This window comes from Shinella sp., assembly GCF_035998705.1.
GTDB lineage: Bacteria > Pseudomonadota > Alphaproteobacteria > Rhizobiales > Rhizobiaceae > Shinella.
On sequence record NZ_DASYHH010000008.1, the window covers coordinates 696970 to 712295 of the forward strand.

14 protein-coding genes are annotated in these 15326 nt (G+C 65.2%); 8 read left to right on the forward strand and 6 right to left on the reverse strand.

All coding sequences use genetic code 11. From position 1 onward, the window contains the following. Positions 1–27 precede the first annotated feature (27 nt). A complete protein-coding gene (locus tag VGN93_RS06470; RefSeq protein ID WP_319322882.1) occupies positions 28–378 on the forward strand; it encodes a MarR family winged helix-turn-helix transcriptional regulator in 351 nt (116 codons plus the stop codon). A gap of 7 nt (positions 379–385) precedes the next feature. Next, positions 386–1240, forward strand: a complete 855-nt coding sequence (locus VGN93_RS06475) for an NlpC/P60 family protein (protein ID WP_327506806.1) — start codon at positions 386–388, stop codon at positions 1238–1240. A 2-nt stretch (positions 1241–1242) separates the two neighbouring features. Here VGN93_RS06475 and VGN93_RS06480 read toward each other — a convergent pair whose 3' ends face one another. The 5 genes from VGN93_RS06480 to VGN93_RS06500 all read right to left on the reverse strand — a co-directional run bounded on the left by VGN93_RS06480 (position 1243) and on the right by VGN93_RS06500 (position 8064). Next, positions 1243–2202 carry a glyoxylate/hydroxypyruvate reductase A gene (locus tag VGN93_RS06480; protein WP_327506852.1) on the reverse strand — a complete coding sequence of 320 codons (960 nt, stop codon included), beginning with the start codon at positions 2200–2202 and terminating at the stop codon, positions 1243–1245. A gap of 11 nt (positions 2203–2213) precedes the next feature. After that, positions 2214–3848: an ABC transporter ATP-binding protein gene (locus tag VGN93_RS06485; RefSeq protein WP_327506807.1), complete on the reverse strand. Its 1635-nt coding sequence runs from the start codon at positions 3846–3848 to the stop codon at positions 2214–2216. Then, the gene (locus tag VGN93_RS06490) at positions 3845–4984 is read right to left on the reverse strand and encodes an ABC transporter permease (RefSeq protein WP_327506808.1); all 1140 of its coding nucleotides are present in this window, start codon (positions 4982–4984) and stop codon (positions 3845–3847) included. The genes VGN93_RS06485 and VGN93_RS06490 overlap by 4 nt, the downstream gene beginning before the upstream one ends. Next, positions 4984–6060 (reverse strand): microcin C ABC transporter permease YejB, encoded by a 1077-nt coding sequence (locus VGN93_RS06495; protein ID WP_327506809.1) that lies wholly within the window; start codon positions 6058–6060, stop codon positions 4984–4986. Before VGN93_RS06495 ends, VGN93_RS06490 begins: the two co-directional genes overlap by 1 nt. 153 nt (positions 6061–6213) lie before the next feature. Then, positions 6214–8064 carry an extracellular solute-binding protein gene (locus tag VGN93_RS06500; protein WP_414714038.1) on the reverse strand — a complete coding sequence of 617 codons (1851 nt, stop codon included), beginning with the start codon at positions 8062–8064 and terminating at the stop codon, positions 6214–6216. 181 nt (positions 8065–8245) lie between these two features. On the opposite strand from VGN93_RS06500, the gene mepA reads away from it, so the two are divergent. The 6 genes from mepA to VGN93_RS06530 all read left to right on the forward strand — a co-directional run bounded on the left by mepA (position 8246) and on the right by VGN93_RS06530 (position 14281). Further along, entirely contained in the window at positions 8246–9313 is a 1068-nt protein-coding gene (gene mepA / locus VGN93_RS06505) for a penicillin-insensitive murein endopeptidase (RefSeq protein WP_327506810.1), read from the forward strand. 83 nt (positions 9314–9396) lie between these two features. Next, positions 9397–9777, forward strand: coding sequence for a methylglyoxal synthase (locus VGN93_RS06510; RefSeq protein ID WP_327506811.1), 381 nt, complete (start codon positions 9397–9399; stop codon positions 9775–9777). Between the two features lie 66 nt (positions 9778–9843). Further along, on the forward strand, positions 9844–10869 hold the full coding sequence (locus tag VGN93_RS06515) for a glucokinase (RefSeq protein WP_327506812.1): 1026 nt from the start codon (positions 9844–9846) through the stop codon (positions 10867–10869). Positions 10870–10987: 118 nt separating this feature from the next. Continuing rightward, positions 10988–12805 carry an ABC transporter ATP-binding protein gene (locus tag VGN93_RS06520; RefSeq protein WP_327506813.1) on the forward strand — a complete coding sequence of 606 codons (1818 nt, stop codon included), beginning with the start codon at positions 10988–10990 and terminating at the stop codon, positions 12803–12805. Next, on the forward strand, positions 12802–13620 hold the full coding sequence (gene dapB / locus VGN93_RS06525; RefSeq protein ID WP_327506814.1) for a 4-hydroxy-tetrahydrodipicolinate reductase: 819 nt from the start codon (positions 12802–12804) through the stop codon (positions 13618–13620). Before VGN93_RS06520 ends, dapB begins: the two co-directional genes overlap by 4 nt. 25 nt (positions 13621–13645) lie before the next feature. Then, a complete protein-coding gene (locus VGN93_RS06530) occupies positions 13646–14281 on the forward strand; it encodes a 2,3-bisphosphoglycerate-dependent phosphoglycerate mutase (RefSeq protein ID WP_327506815.1) in 636 nt (211 codons plus the stop codon). A 171-nt stretch (positions 14282–14452) separates the two neighbouring features. Here VGN93_RS06530 and VGN93_RS06535 read toward each other — a convergent pair whose 3' ends face one another. Then, positions 14453–15325, reverse strand: coding sequence for a bifunctional helix-turn-helix domain-containing protein/methylated-DNA--[protein]-cysteine S-methyltransferase (locus VGN93_RS06535; protein ID WP_256118331.1), 873 nt, complete (start codon positions 15323–15325; stop codon positions 14453–14455). Position 15326 lies beyond the last annotated feature (1 nt).

Genomic DNA, 15326 nt, shown 5'->3' on the forward strand with positions numbered 1-15326 from the left:
GAAAATCCGCTCGCATCCGGAGGAGCCGTGCCGGTAGATCTGACCCCCACGCAGGCGCTCGGCCTCTGGCACGAGGTGACGCTGCAACAGGTGCATCAGGACGGGCGCGACCTGACGCTGCGCCAGCTGGCGATCCTCCTGGAGATCTACCTCGTGCCGCCGCCGCATACGGTGCGGGGGCTGGCGGCGAAACTCGGCGTGACCAAGCCGGTGATCACCCGCGCGCTCGACACGATGGGGGAACTCGGCCTCGTCACCCGCATGCGCGACGACCGCGACCGCCGCAACGTCGTCATCAAGCGCACCGTGGATGGCGCGCTCTATCTCGAACGCCTGGGTGACCTGATCATCGCCCGCGGCCGCGCGCAAACCCTGTGAGACGACCATGACCGCCCTTCCCGACCGCCGCGTGAATGCCTACCGTCCCGACCTCGCCGAGGAGGCGCTGCGCGGCATCGTCGCGGCGGAGCGTTACGTGGCGGGCACGCCGGCGCGCATCGCCGATCCGGTCGCCGCACTCCGTCCCCGGCCGGACCTCGCTGCCGGCATCGATACGCAGTTGCTGTTCGGCGAGGACGTTCGCGTGCTCGACCGGGCGGACGGCTGGGCCTGGGTGAAGTCTGATTTCGACGGTTATGTGGGCTATCTGACGGAAACAGCACTTGCCGAGGATGAACAGGCCGCCACCCATATCGTCGCCGTGCCACGCAGCTTCGCCTATTCCGGCCCCGACCTGAAGACGCCGGCCGCCTTTGCGCTGTCGATCGGAAGCCGGCTAACGGTCGTCGGTGAAAGCGAGACGCGGGGCACGCGCTACCTGACGCTCGCCGGCGGCCAGTCCGTCGTTGCCGGCCATTGCTTGGCCCTGGGCAAGACGGCGGGCGACGACTATGTGTCCATCGCCGCCCGCTTCCTCGAAACGCCCTATCTCTGGGGCGGCCGTTCCGGCTTCGGCCTCGACTGCTCGGCCCTCGTGCAGCTTGCGATGATGATGACCGGCCGCACGGCGCCGCGCGATTCCGACATGCAGGCCGCCGGCCTCGGCACGCCGATCGAACGCGGCGACCTTGCCCGCGGCGACCTTGTCTTCTGGAAGGGCCATGTGGCGATCATGGAAGACGACAAGACCGTCCTGCACGCCAACGGCCACACGATGACCGTGGCGCGCGAGGGGCTGGACGCGGCAATCGAGCGCATCGGCTGGCTCTACCAGCAGCCGACCGGCTACCGCCGACCCTAAGCTCAGTATCCCGCGCTACGATCGACGAGATGCTCCAGCGGCTTGCCGCTTTCGAGACGCTCGATCTGCCCGGCCACATGGCGGAAGAGGGCGGCGACGTCGGAGGCGGCTGCTGCGTGCGGCGTGATGACCACCTTGTCCATCGACCAGAGCGGGCTTTCGAGCGGCAGCGGCTCCGTCTCGAACACATCGAGCGAGGCGCCGCGCAGCGTGCCGTCATTGATGCTGGCGACGATGTCCGCCTCCACCTGGCTGCCGCCGCGGCCGGCATTGATGAAGACCGGCGCCCCGAGCGGCCCGTTGCGGTTGAGGCGCGTGAAGAGGCCGGTGTTGAAGATGCCCTTGGTGTCCGGTGTCAGCGGCAGCAGGCCGACGAGGATATCGGTCTTGGCGAGGAAGGCATTGAGGCCATCCGCATCGAAGGTCTCGAAACCATCCACCCGCTTGCGGCTGCGCGACCAGCCGATGACGTTGAAGCCGAGCGCCTTCAGCTTTGCCGCCGCATCCTGCCCGAGCACGCCAAAACCCATGATGCCGACGGTCAGTTCCTTGGCTTCCGGCTGGACGAGCTCGCGCCAGACGCGTTTCTGGCGCTGCGCCTCATAGGTCTGGTGCTGGCGCAGGTGCAGCAGGCACTGCAGCACCACCCATTCGCTCATGCGCGTCGTCAGCGTGTCGTCGACGAAGCGGACCAGCGGCACGTCCGGCAGGCCGGGCAAGGTCAGCACATGGTCGACGCCGGCGCCACCGGAGAAGACGACCTTGAGCTCCTTGGCGCGCGAAAAGAGATCGGCGCCCGGCTTCCAGACCACCGCATAATCGATGCCGGAAAGGTCGCGCTTACGGCTACCGGGATGGGAGAGGTTGACCACGTCGCGATCGGGAAAGGCGCCCTTGAGCGCGGCCGCAACCTGCTCCTGGTCGAATTTCAGATCGATGATGATCGGGCTTTTCATTGCAATTCTCTTCTTTGCTACTGGCGGATGCTGTCGGCGCGGATGGCTTCGAGGTTGAAGGCGGCGGCCATCAGCGCCTTGGTATAGGCCTCGCCCGGCCGTTCGATGATGTCCTTCGCCGGCCCTTTTTCCACCACGCGCCCGGCCCGCATGACGATGATGTCGTTGGCGAGCGCCCGCACGACCTTGAGATCGTGGCTGATGAAGAGGTAGGCCAGATTGTGCTTCACCTGAAGGTCACGCAGCAGTTCCACCACCTGCGCCTGCACGCTCATGTCGAGCGCCGACGTCGGCTCGTCGAGCATGACGAATTCCGGCTTCAGCACCATGGCGCGCGCAATCGCGATTCGCTGGCGCTGGCCGCCGGAGAATTCATGCGGATAGCGCCAGCGGGTCGTCGGGTCGAGGCCGGTCTCCTCGAGGGCGGCGGCGACACGATGGTCGCGCTCGGCTTCGGAGAGCGACGGCTCGTGGATCTTCAAGCCTTCCGCGACGATATCGGACACCGACATGCGCGGCGACAGCGAGCCGAAGGGGTCCTGGAAGACGATCTGCATGCGGCGGCGCAACGGCCGCATCTCGCCGAAGGAATGGCCGGCAATATCCTGCCCGACGAAGGCGATGCGGCCCTTCGAGGAGATCAGCCGCGTCAGCGCAAGCCCCAGCGTTGTCTTTCCCGAGCCGGATTCACCGACGACACCGAGTGTGTGGCCCGCGCGCAGTTTCAGGTCGATGCCATCGACCGCCTTCACATGATCGACGATCCGACGCAGGAAGCCGGCCTTGATCGGGAACCAGACCTTGACGTCCTCGGCTTCCATGACGATCGGCTGGGCGTCATCCGCCGGCCGCGGCTGGCCCTTCGGCTCGGAGGCGAGCAGATGGCGCGTATAGGCGTGCTGCGGGTTGGAGAAGATTTCCTCCACCGGCCCGGTCTCGACGATCTTGCCCTTGGTCATCACGCAGACCCGGTCGGCGAATTTCCTGACGATGCCTAGGTCGTGGGTGATGAAGAGCATGGACATGCCGTGCTCTTCCTTGAGGTTCTTCAGCAGTTCGAGGATCTGCGCCTGTACCGTCACGTCGAGCGCGGTCGTCGGCTCGTCGGCGATCAGGAGTTCCGGCCGATTGGCGAGCGCCATGGCGATCATGACACGCTGGCGCTGGCCGCCGGACAATTCGTGCGGATAGGCGGCGAGCCGTTTTTCAGGCTCGCGGATGCCGACCTGGTTCAGCAGTTCGAGGATTTTTGCGCGCGCGGGCGCGCCCTCGATACCCTGGTGCAGTTCCAGGATCTCGCCGATCTGCCGCTCGATCGAATGCAGCGGATTGAGCGAGGTCATCGGCTCCTGGAAGATCATGGTGATGTCGTTGCCGCGCACGTCGCGCAACGCGGCATCGGAGGCCTTCAGCAGGTCCTTGCCGTTGAAGAAAATCTCGCCGGAGGGATGGCTCGCCGCCGGATAGGGCAAGAGCCGAAGGATCGAATTCGCGGTCACTGACTTCCCGGAGCCGGATTCGCCGACCAGCGCCACGACCTCGCCGCGCTGGATATCGAACGAAACCCGGTCGACGGCAAGCGACGTGTTGCCGCCCTGGTGGAAGGCGACCGAGAGATCGCGGACGGACAGGATGGTTTCGGGAGTACTCACCGGAAAGTCTTCCTCGGATCGAAGGCATCGCGCGTCGCTTCGCCGACGAAGATCAGCAGCGACAGCATGATGGACATGACGGCGAAAGCGGTGAAGCCAAGCCACGGTGCCTGGAGATTGTTCTTGCCCTGCGCGATCAGCTCACCCAGCGACGGCGCGCCCGGCGGCATGCCGAGGCCCAGGAAGTCGAGCGAGGTGAGCGTGGTGATCGAACCGGAGAGGATGAAGGGCAGGAAGGTGAGGGTCGCGACCATCGCGTTCGGCAGCAGGTGCCGGTACATGATCGTCGCGTTGCCGACGCCGAGCGCGCGCGCGGCGCGCACATATTCGAAATTGCGGGCGCGCAGGAATTCCGCGCGCACGACTCCAACGAAGCCGGTCCAGGAAAACAGCAGCATGATGGCGAGCAGGATCCAGAAGCCGGGCGGCAGGATCGAGGCGATGATCAGCAGGATATAAAGCACGGGCATCGACGACCAGATTTCGATGATGCGCTGCATCAGAAGGTCGGTCCAGCCGCCGAAATAACCCTGGATGGCACCCGCCGTGACCCCGACGATGGCCGACGCGATGGTCAGCGCCAGGCCGAACAGCACGGAGATGCGGAACCCGTAGATGACGCGGGCGAGCACGTCGCGCGCCTGGTCGTCGGTGCCGAGCCAGTTGAGGTTGTTCCAGTTGCAGTTCGGATCGGCGGCACCGCCCGGATAACCGGCGCAGCGCTCCGCCTCCGACATCAGCCAGAACGGCTTGGTCGGCGCGGAATGCGGAATGTTCGAATTCGTCGTGTTGTAGGAATAGCGGATTGGCGGCCAGATCATCCAGCCATTGGCGTTGATCTCCTCCGCGATGAAGTCCGAGCGGTAGTCGGTCTCGGCGAGGAAGCCGCCGAATTTCTCCTCCGGATAGTCGATGACGACCGGGAAGAGGATCTCGCCCTTGTAGGAGGCGATGATCGGCCGGTCGTTGGCGATGCCCTCGGCAAGCAGGCTCAGGACGAAGATGACGAGGAAGATCCAGAGCGACCAGTAGCCGCGGCGGTTCGCCTTGAAATTCTCCCAGCGGCGCAGGTTGGTCGGGTTGAGCAGGCCCTTGCGCGGCGGCGCGATCGGTTTTGCCTCGGCGACGGCGCTCATCAGACGTCCCTCCGCTCGAAATCGATGCGCGGGTCGACCCAGGTATAGATGAGGTCGGAGATGAGGCTGACGACGAGGCCCATCAGCGAGAAGATGAAGAGCGTTGCAAAGACGATCGGATAGTCGCGCCGCACGATGGAATCGTAGCCGAGGCGGCCGAGGCCATCGAGCGAGAAGATATATTCGATGAGCAGCGAGCCGGTGAAGAAGGCGGAGATGAAGGCGCCCGGAAAGCCCGCGATGATGATGAGCATGGCATTGCGGAAGACGTGGCCGTAGAGCACCTGGCGCTCGGTGAGCCCCTTGGCGCGCGCCGTCGTGACATATTGTTTCTTGATCTCGTCGATGAACGAGTTTTTCGTCAGCAGCGTCGTCGTCGCAAAGGCCGAGAGCAGCAATGTGATCAGCGGCAGCGTCATGTGCCAGAGATAATCGAGCGGCTTCTGCCACCAGGCGAGCGTATCGAAATTATCGGACACGATGCCGCGCAGCGGGAACCAGTCGAGGAAGGAGCCGCCGGCGAAGAGCACGATCAGCAGGATGCCGAACAGGAAGCTCGGCACCGCGTAGCCGACGATGATGATGCCGGAGGTCCAGACGTCGAAGGCCGAGCCGTCCTTGATCGCCTTGTGGATGCCGAGCGGGATGGAGATCGCGTAGGAGAAGATGAGGATCCAGACGCCGAGCGACACCGAGACCGGCATCTTCTGGGCGATGAGGTCGACCACCGACGTGTTGCGGAAGAAGCTCTCGCCGAAATCGAAACGGATATAATCCCACATCATCGTGAAGAAGCGTTCGAGCGGCGGCTTGTCGAAGCCGAACTGCTTTTCGAGCTTGGCGATGAATTCCGGATCGAGGCCGCGCGCGCCGCGATAGGTGCTCTCCTGCGAGACCTCCTGCGACATGGCGCCGCCACCGGAAAGGCGGTCGCCGGAACTCTGGTTGGTGAGGTCCGAGATGACCTGCTCGATCGGGCCGCCCGGCGCGAACTGCACGATGGCGAAGGAGATCGCCATGATGCCGAAGATCGTCGGGATCATCAGCAGGATTCGGCGAAGGATATAGGCGCCCATCAGCGACTACCCGCCACAGCCTGTTGCCGGTCTTCTTGTTTTGCCGCAGTCCCGTCGGTCAAGCCCAACCCTTCCGTTCTGCCGCCGCTCGATGCGGCGGTGATTCGTCCTCGCTATATGGAGCCGAGGATGCCGCATGGCGCAAGCCCCGGCTCATTTCGCAGCATTTTTCGACCACCAGACATCCGGAAAGCCCAGGCCGTAATAGGGCAGCTCCGCCGGGCGTGCGAGATGGTTCCAGTAGGCGACGCGCTGGGCCTTGGAATAGAACAGCGGCACGACATAGTGATGGGCCAGAAGCACCCGGTCGAGCGCGCGCGTGGTCGCCACCAGCTCCTCACGGGTCGGCGCGAAGATGATCTTGCGGATCAGTTCGTCGATCGCCGGATCGGAAATGCCCGCATAGTTCTTCGAGCCCTGCTGCTCGACCGCGGCGGAGCCCCAATAGTCGCTCTGCTCGTTGCCGGGCACCAGCGTCTGCGCCCAGATGCCGTAGATCATGTCGTAGTCGAAGCTTCTGACGCGGTTGGTATATTGCGAGGCGTCGACGGTGCGCATGCGGGCGTCGATGCCGATCTTCTTCAGGCTCGCGACGAAGGGCGAGACCGTGCGCTCGAAGGACGGGCTGGACAGGAGGATCTCGAAGGCGAAGGGTTCGCCGGTCTTGGCGTTGACCAGCTTGTTGCTCTTCAGCTCGTAACCGGCCTCCCTGAAAAGGGCGACCGCCTTGCGCAGGTTGTCGCGAACCTTCTGCGGGTCACCGTTCACGGGGTTGGTGTAGGGCGTGGTGAAGACCGCGGCGGGAACCTTGTCCTTCAGCTCTTCCAATATCTCCTTCTCACGGCCTTCGGGCAGGCCGGAGGAGGCAAGCTCGGTGTTCCAGAAATAGCTGTCGACACGTTGGTAGGCGTTATAGGCGAGGGTTCGGTTCAGGTCCTCGAAATCGAAGGCGTAGTTCATCGCCTCACGCACTTTCTGGTCCTTGAATTTTTCGCGGCGCAGGTTCGGCACGAAGGCTTGCATGATGCCCACGGCGCGCAGCGGGTTCTCGATCTCCTCACGCACCACGCGGCCATCCTTCACCGCCGGAAAATCGTAGCGGGTCGCCCAACTGCTGGCGCTGCCGTCACGGAAGTAGTCGACATTGCCGCCGCGGAAGGCTTCGAACTCGACGCTGCTGTCGCCGAAGAACGTGTAGATGATTGTGCCGAAATTGTTCTGGCCGACATTGACGTTGATGTCCTTGCCCCAATAGTCGTCGCGCAGCTCAAAGCGGATCGAGCCGCCGGCCTGGAACGAGGCGATCTTGTAGGGCCCCGAGCCCATCACCGGTTCCAGTGTGCTCTTGCTGATATCGCGCTTGTTGCCCTTCGCGTCCTGGCCCTCCCACCAATGCTTCGGCACGATGGGGAACTGGCCGAGAATGTTCGGCAGTTCACGGTTGTTCTTCTCGTCGAAGCGGAAGGTGACGTCGCGCTCGCCGGTCTTTTCGGCCGAGATCACATGGCGGTAATAGTTGGAGAGAAGCGGGTTGTGCTCCTTCGACTTCTCGAAGGAGAAGATGACGTCTTCCGCCGTGACCGGCTGGCCGTCCGCCCATTTCGCTTCGGGACGCAGCCGGAACGTCGCGGAGGAATAGTCGTCGGGATAGGAGACGCCTTCGGCGAGCAGGCCGTAGGAGGCGGTGATCTCGTCCTCGGCGGATTTCAGGAGCGTGTCGAAGACGAGCGACGTGACGCCGGTCGCGGCCTCGCCCTTGGAAAGGATCGGGTTGAACGTGTCGTAGGTGCCGGTTTCGGACAGTTTCAGCTCGCCGCCCTTCGGCGCGTTCACATTGACATAGTCGAAGTGTTCGAAGCCCTTCGGGCGTTTCAGCTCGCCGATCGTGGAGATGCCGTTGCGCCAGACCGGTTCCTTCGTTTCCTGCGCCTTCGCACCGGTCGCGACCACCAGCGACAAAGCCAGCGCCGTGCTGAACACCATTTTCCCGAAGGCTGCATGCATGCCAATTCCCTTTCCGTCATTTTCTCGGAGCTTGCACGAGAGAATAGGCAAAATCCGGGCAAATGACAGGCCCGCCATCAAAGCGGCGGTTTTTGCCGCCCCAATCCCGGCCAGTGATTCACTTCCGCGAAAGGATGATCCTTTAACCTTTCGCAACGATTGCGATTTTTAAGACCGGATTATGCCCGTGCATCCCCTGATTTCCCGACTGACGACCTGCCTCATCGCCGCCGGGCTTGCGCTGACCGCGCTGGCCGGACCGCTCGCCGCCGAAGAACGGCCGGCGAAGGAACTGTTCGGCGCCAAGCGCCTGCCGGCGAAGATGGCGGCCAGCCCCTATGGCTCCTATGCCAAGGGCTGCATTGCCGGCGCCGTGGCGATCCCGACGGACGGGCCGGCCTGGCAGGCGATGCGCCTGTCGCGCAACCGTCGCTGGGGCCATCCGCAGATGATCGCGCTCATCGAACAATTTTCGGTCGACGCCCAGAAGCTCGGCTGGCCGGGCCTGCTGCTCGGCGATATTTCGCAGCCGCGCGGCGGGCCGATGCTGTCCGGCCATGCCTCGCATCAGGTCGGCCTCGATGCCGATATCTGGTTCACGCCGATGCCCGACCACAGGCTTTCCGCCGCCGAGCGCGACGCGCTGCCCTTCACCTCCATGCTCGACAAGAGCAAGTTCCTGACGGTCGATTCGCGCCGCTGGACCTCCACCCATGCCCGGCTCGTCATGAAGGCCGCGAGCTATCCGCAGGTCGAGCGGGTCTTCGTCAATCCGGCGATCAAGAAGAAGCTCTGCGAGACCTGGCAGGGCGACCGGTCGCTGCTCGGCAAGGTGCGGCCGATCTACGGCCATGACGAGCACTTCCACATCCGCATCAAGTGCCCGGAAGGGGCGGCAGGTTGCAAGCCGCAGGCCGGCGTTCCGGCCGGCGACGGCTGCGATGCGTCGCTCGCGTGGTGGTTCACCAAGGAGCCCTGGGCGAAGCCGAAACCCAAGAAGGACGCCAAGCCCGTCAAACCCTGGTACGTCAAGATGTCGGACCTGCCTAAGGCCTGCCGCACGGTGCTCGCCGGCCCTTCGCCGGAATCCGAGCAGGAAGTGACCTACCAGGGCAATGGCGGCACCTCGACGGCACTCGCCTTCTCCGGTGCAGGCGAAAGCGCCGGCCGCTCGATCGAGTCGGTCATCGCCGCCGATACGGCGCTCCCGGCCATCGTGCCGATCCCGCTGCCGCGGCCGTTCCAGTAGCCGATCCCGCGGCGGGGCTTTTCAAGGCTCCGCCGCTTTTGTATAAGGCGTTCAAATCGATTTAAAACCGCCAGGGAACGCCCATGTCGCGCCAGAAATGCATTGCGCTCATCGCGCATGACGAGAAGAAGGACGACATGGCGGCCTTCGCACGGCAGAACGAGGCGGTGCTGTCTCAGGCGAAGATCGTGGCGACCGGCACGACGGGCGGCCGGGTGCTGGAGGCCTGTCCCGGCCTCGACGTCACGCGGCTGAAGAGCGGGCCGCTCGGCGGCGACCAGCAGATCGGCGCCCTGATCGCCACCGGCGAGGTCGATCTCCTGATCTTTTTCGTCGATCCGCTCACCCCCATGCCGCATGACGTGGACGTCAAGGCGCTGATGCGGCTTGCCATCGTCTACGACATTCCGATGGCGCTGAACCGCGCGACGGCCGAAAACCTGCTCGACTTCGCGGCCGATTGACGGCAGCCTCTGCCGTCGGTAGGCAAAATGCCGGACCATCCACGCGAAAGAGAACGGGACAGCTTGATGGCAAGGCCGAGCGACAACGAGACGAACCTCCCCTTCCCCATCCTGGTCGGCGATATCGGCGGTACCAATGCGCGTTTCGCGCTGCTGCTGGATGCCTTTGCCGAGCCGAAGCAGTTCCCGTTCGTGCGCACCGCCGATTTTGCCAATATCGACGACGCGCTCCAGCAATGCATTCTCGATAAAAGCTCCGTCCAGCCGCGCTCGGCGATCCTGGCGCTCGCCGGGCCGATCGAAGGCGACGAAGTGCCGCTGACCAACTGCCCCTGGGTGGTGCGCCCGCGCGACATGATCGCCAATCTCGGCTTCGAGGACGTGCTGCTCGTCAACGATTTCGAGGCGCAGGCGCTCGCCGTCGCCTCGCTCGAGGATGGCGAGCGTGAGAAAATCGGCCCCGGCATCGAGCGCGCCGCGGCGTCGCGCGCCGTGCTCGGCCCCGGCACGGGTCTTGGCGTCGCCGGCCTCGTGCATGCGCGCCACACCTGGTTTCCGGTTCCCGGCGAAGGCGGCCATGTGGATGTCGGCCCGCGCAGCGAGCGCGACTACCAGATCTGGCCCTTCCTGGAGCCGATCGAGGGCCGCATTTCCGCCGAGCAGCTGCTTTGCGGCCGCGGCATCATGAACATCTACCACTCGGTCTGCGCCGCCGACGGCATCGACGCGCCGCTGGAAACGCCGGCCGACGTGACGGCAAAGGCGCTGGCGTTGGCGGACCGCGCGGCGATCGAGACCGTCTCGCTGTTTTCGACCTATCTCGGGCGGGTCGCCGGCGACATGGCGATGATCTTCATGGCCAAGGGCGGCGTGTTCCTTGCCGGCGGCATCTCGCAAAAAATCCTGCCGGCGTTGCGCGGGCCGGAATTCCGCGCGGCCTTCGAGGACAAGGCGCCGCACAGCGAACTCCTGAAGTCGATGCCGACCTATGTGGTCACCCACCCGGTCGCAGCCCTTGCCGGCCTTGCCGCTTTCGCGCGCATGCCCGACCGTTTTGGTGTTGCAACCGAGGGACGCCGCTGGAAAAGGTGAGGCCACGCCTGGCGCTTGCGCGCAGCGCGGACTCGCCAAAGGCAGGCCGACACCCTATAGAGCGGCCAGTGCAGCGCCTCCTCCCGGCGCCGCGGGACCGTGCAGGAAAGTCAGTGTATTGGCCGATAAGAGTCGCACCGAGCGCCAGCCCATAAGCTCCGACACCGTCACCACCGTGCTCAAGCGCATCATCGCCGAGAATGGCCGCGAGCACGTCCGGGGCTATGTGATCGCCATCGCCTGCCTCGCGATCGTCGCCGGCACGACGGGCTTTACCGCCTGGATCATGGAATCGGTCGTCAACGAGGCTTTTGCCAACAAGCGCGCCGATCTCGTCGCCCTCATCTGCGGCTCGATCTTCATCGCCTTCGTGCTGCGCGGCTTTGCCACCTATTACCAGGCCGTCATCCTGTCGAAGATCGGCAACAACATCGTCGCGCGCTACCAGCGGCGGCTGTTTTCGCACCTGATGGCGCTCAGCGTCGGCTATTTCACCGAGTCGCGCTCGGCCTATCTCGCCGCCCAGATCAGCCAGAACGTCACCGGCATCCGCGACGTGCTCAACATGACGGTGACGTCGGTGGCGCGCGATTTCCTGACGCTCGTCGCCCTCATCGGCGTGATGATCTCGAAGGACTGGGTGCTGACGCTGATCGTCTTCGTCGTTGCCCCGCCGCTCCTCATCGGCCTGCGCTACGTCTCCCGGCGCCTGCGCAGCGCGACACGCGAATCCGTGGAACTGAACAGCCACGTTCTCGGCGCCATGCAGGAGACGGTGCAGGGCATCGCCATCGTCAAGGCCTTCACCATGGAGGCGCAGCTCAAGACCAAGGTCGAGGGCATCATCCAGCGCGCCGAAAGCCGCTCCAACCGTATCGCGCGGCTGAGCGAGCGCACTGCGCCGATGACCGAAACCTTTGCGGGCTTCGCCATTTCCGGCGTGCTCGCCTATGCCGCCTACCGCTCGATCTATGGCGGCGTGCTGCCGGGCGCCTTCTTCTCCTTCGTCACCGCGCTGCTGATGGCCTACGACCCGGCCAAGCGCCTCGCCCGTTTGCAGGTCTCGCTGGAGCGCGCGGTCGTCAATGCCCGCATGATCTACGAGATCCTCGACCTGAAGCCGCGCCAGGCCGACCTGGCGGATGCCACGCCGCTTGCCGTCTCCGATGCCACCATCAGCTTCAATGGCGTGCATTTCGGCTATTCGGAGACCGAGACGATCCTGAAGGGCGTCAGCTTCACCGCCGAGGGCGGCAGGACGACGGCGCTCGTCGGCCCGTCCGGTGCCGGCAAGTCGACCGTCATCAACCTCATCCCACGCTTCTACGACCCGGGCGAGGGCGAAATCCTGATCGACGGGCAGGATATCGCCCATGTCACCAAGCAGTCGCTCAGGAACGCCATCGCCTATGTCTCGCAGCAGCCCTACCTTTTCGAGGGCACGATCCGCGACAATATCCGCTATGGCCGGCCGGACGCGACGGACAGCGAGATCGAGGAGGCCGCGCGCCACGCCTATGCGCATGACTTCATCCTCGCCCAGCCGCTCGGCTACGACACGCCCGTCGGCGAAAACGGCGTGACGCTCTCCGGCGGCCAGCGCCAGCGGCTGTCGATCGCCCGTGCGCTGGTGCGCAACGCGCCGATCCTGCTGCTCGACGAGGCGACCTCCGCACTCGATACCGAGTCGGAACAGGCCGTGCAGAAGGCGCTCGACGAGGCGATGAGCGGGCGCACCGTCGTCGTCATCGCGCACCGGCTGTCGACCATCGTGCGCGCCGACAAGATCATCGTGATGCAGGACGGCAAGGTTGCCGAGGAAGGCACGCACGAGGCGCTTGCAGGCCGGGAAAACGGCCTTTACGCTCGCCTCAACAGCCTTCAGGCGCCTGCCGCCAGCGCAGGCAAAGAGAGAATGGACGGGAGCGGCATATGAGCGGCAACGCAATGAAGCTGGTGGTCGTGGGCGCGGCTGGCCGCATGGGCCAGACGCTGATCCGCACGATCCACGCCATCGAGGGCGCGGACGTCTTTGCCGCCATCGAACGCGAGGGCTCGCCCTTCGTCGGCCGTGACGCAGGCGAACTCGCCGGCCTCGGCCCGATCGGCGTCCCGATCACCGACAAGCCGCTCGAGGCCTTCGTCGCGGCGGAAGGCGTGCTCGACTTCACCGCACCCGCCGCAACGATCGAATTCGCCGGTCTCGCGGCGCAGGCGCGCATCGTGCATGTGATCGGCACGACCGGCTGCCAGCCGGCGGACGACGAAAAGATCAAGGCCGCGGCGCGCCATGCCCGCATCGTCAAGTCCGGCAATATGAGCCTCGGCGTCAACCTGCTCGGCGTGCTGACGGAAACCGCGGCGCGGGCACTTTCAGCCGACGACTGGGACATCGAGGTGCTGGAAATGCACCACAAGCACAAGGTCGATGCCCCCTCCGGCACCGCGTTGCTGCTCGGCGATGCCGCCGCCAGGGGCCGCGGCATCGAGCTTGCGGACAATTCCGTGCGCGTGCGCGACGGCCATACCGGCCCGCGCCCCGCCGGCACGATCGGCTTTGCGACGCTGCGCGGCGGCTCGGTCATTGGCGAACATTCGGTGATGCTGGCCGGCGAAGGCGAGCTGGTGACGCTGTCGCACAGCGCCACCGACCGCTCGATCTTCGCGCGCGGCGCGGTCAAGGCGGCGCTCTGGGCGCGCGACAAGAAGCCGGGCCTCTATTCCATGCTCGACGTGCTCGGGCTCAACTGACAGAACCTCTCGGGAGACAGATGATATGAGCGGAACCCTCGTCCTCGTTCGCCACGGCCAGAGCGAATGGAACCTGAAAAACCTCTTCACCGGCTGGCGCGACCCGGACCTGACGGAACTCGGCGTCGAGGAAGCCAAGACCGGCGGCAAGGCGATCGCCGAGGCCGGCATCAAGTTCGACATCGCGTTCACCTCCGATCTCTCCCGCGCCCAGAAGACGCTGACCCTCATCCTCGACGAGATCGGTCAGCAGGGTCTTGAGACGATCCGCGATCAGGCGTTGAACGAGCGCGACTACGGCGACCTCTCCGGCCTCAACAAGGACGACGCCCGCGCCAAGTGGGGCGAGGAACAGGTCCATATCTGGCGCCGCTCCTACGACATCCCCCCGCCGGGCGGCGAAAGCCTGCGCGACACCGGCGCCCGCGTCTGGCCCTACTACCTCACGGAAATCCTGCCCCGCGTGCTGCGCGGCGAAAAGGTCCTCGTCGCCGCCCACGGCAACTCGCTGCGCTCGCTGGTGATGGTGCTCGACAAGCTGACGAAGGAAGAGATCCTGAAGCTCAACCTCGCGACCGGCGTGCCGATGGTCTACGTGCTGAACGCGGATTCGACGGTCAAGTCGAAGGACGTGCTTGGGGATATGTCGGGCGCGCATTGAGCGCTTCGCCCTCGGCGACAGCCGCTGCCCTCTCCTCCGTCATGGTCGGGCCTGACCCGACCATCCACGCCGCGGATGCAGGTGGATCCTCGGGTCAAGCCCGAGGATGACGGGATGAGAGGTAAGTGCCCTCCAAAGACAAAGGCCGGCTTTCGCCGGCCTTTTTTGCTCTCAAGCCTTGCCCGATTCCCACCCCAGCATCGCGCGCTTGCGCGTCAGGCCCCAATGGTAGCCCGTCAGCGCGCCGCTCTTGCCGAGGGCGCGGTGGCAGGGGACGACGAAGGAGATGGGGTTGCGGCCGACGGCGGCGCCGACGGCGCGGGATGCGGTCGGCTGGCCGAGTTTTTCGGCGATCGAGGAATAGGTGACGGCGCAGCCCATGGGGATGCGCAACAGCGCCTCCCAGACACGGACCTGGAAATCCGAGCCGATCAGCACGACGCGCAGCGGCTCCTTCGGGTCCCAGCGCTTCGGGTCGAAGATGCGCTCCGCATAAGGCGTTGTCGCCGCGCTGTCCTCGACATAATGGGCATTCGGCCAGCGTGACGACATGTCCTCGAAGGCGTCCATGCCGCCGGGCTCGTCGGTGAAAGCGAGGCCCGCGAGGCCGCGGTCGGTGATCATCACGAGCGCCTGGCCGAAGGGCGAGGGATGCAGGCCGTAGCGGATGGTCAGGCCGGCGCCGCGCGCTTTCCATTCGCCGGGCGACATGGCCTCGTGCGTGACGAAGAGATCGTGCAGGCGGCTCGGGCCGGAGAGGCCGACTTCGAAACTCGTCTCCAGCAGCGGCAGCGCCTCCTGGCGCAGCAGGCGCTTGGCGTGGTCGAGCGTCACGGCCTGCAAAAACGCCTTCGGCGAGAGGCCGGCCCAGCGGGTAAAGGTCTTCTGCAGCTGCGTCGGCGACTGGCCGAGCTGGCCGGCAATATCCTCCAGACCCGGCTGCGCGCGATAATCCTCGGTGATCAGCTCGATGACCCGGCGCACGGTGGTGTAATCATCGCCCTCGGGCGTGATGTCGGATTGCAAGGTGGCGGCAATGTTCATC

What these genes read in the sequence shown, in the direction of transcription:
- VGN93_RS06475 (WP_327506806.1), top strand. Translation starts at nt 386, where the DNA reads ATGACCGCCCTTCCCGACCGCCGCGTGAATGCCTACCGTCCCGACCTC.
- VGN93_RS06490 (WP_327506808.1), bottom strand. Translation starts at nt 4,984, where the DNA reads ATGAGCGCCGTCGCCGAGGCAAAACCGATCGCGCCGCCGCGCAAGGGC.
- VGN93_RS06495 (WP_327506809.1), bottom strand. Translation starts at nt 6,060, where the DNA reads ATGGGCGCCTATATCCTTCGCCGAATCCTGCTGATGATCCCGACGATC.
- VGN93_RS06500 (WP_414714038.1), bottom strand. Translation starts at nt 8,064, where the DNA reads ATGCATGCAGCCTTCGGGAAAATGGTGTTCAGCACGGCGCTGGCTTTG.
- mepA (WP_327506810.1), top strand. Translation starts at nt 8,246, where the DNA reads ATGCCCGTGCATCCCCTGATTTCCCGACTGACGACCTGCCTCATCGCC.
- VGN93_RS06510 (WP_327506811.1), top strand. Translation starts at nt 9,397, where the DNA reads ATGTCGCGCCAGAAATGCATTGCGCTCATCGCGCATGACGAGAAGAAG.
- VGN93_RS06515 (WP_327506812.1), top strand. Translation starts at nt 9,844, where the DNA reads ATGGCAAGGCCGAGCGACAACGAGACGAACCTCCCCTTCCCCATCCTG.
- dapB (WP_327506814.1), top strand. Translation starts at nt 12,802, where the DNA reads ATGAGCGGCAACGCAATGAAGCTGGTGGTCGTGGGCGCGGCTGGCCGC.
- VGN93_RS06530 (WP_327506815.1), top strand. Translation starts at nt 13,646, where the DNA reads ATGAGCGGAACCCTCGTCCTCGTTCGCCACGGCCAGAGCGAATGGAAC.
- VGN93_RS06535 (WP_256118331.1), bottom strand. Translation starts at nt 15,325, where the DNA reads ATGAACATTGCCGCCACCTTGCAATCCGACATCACGCCCGAGGGCGAT.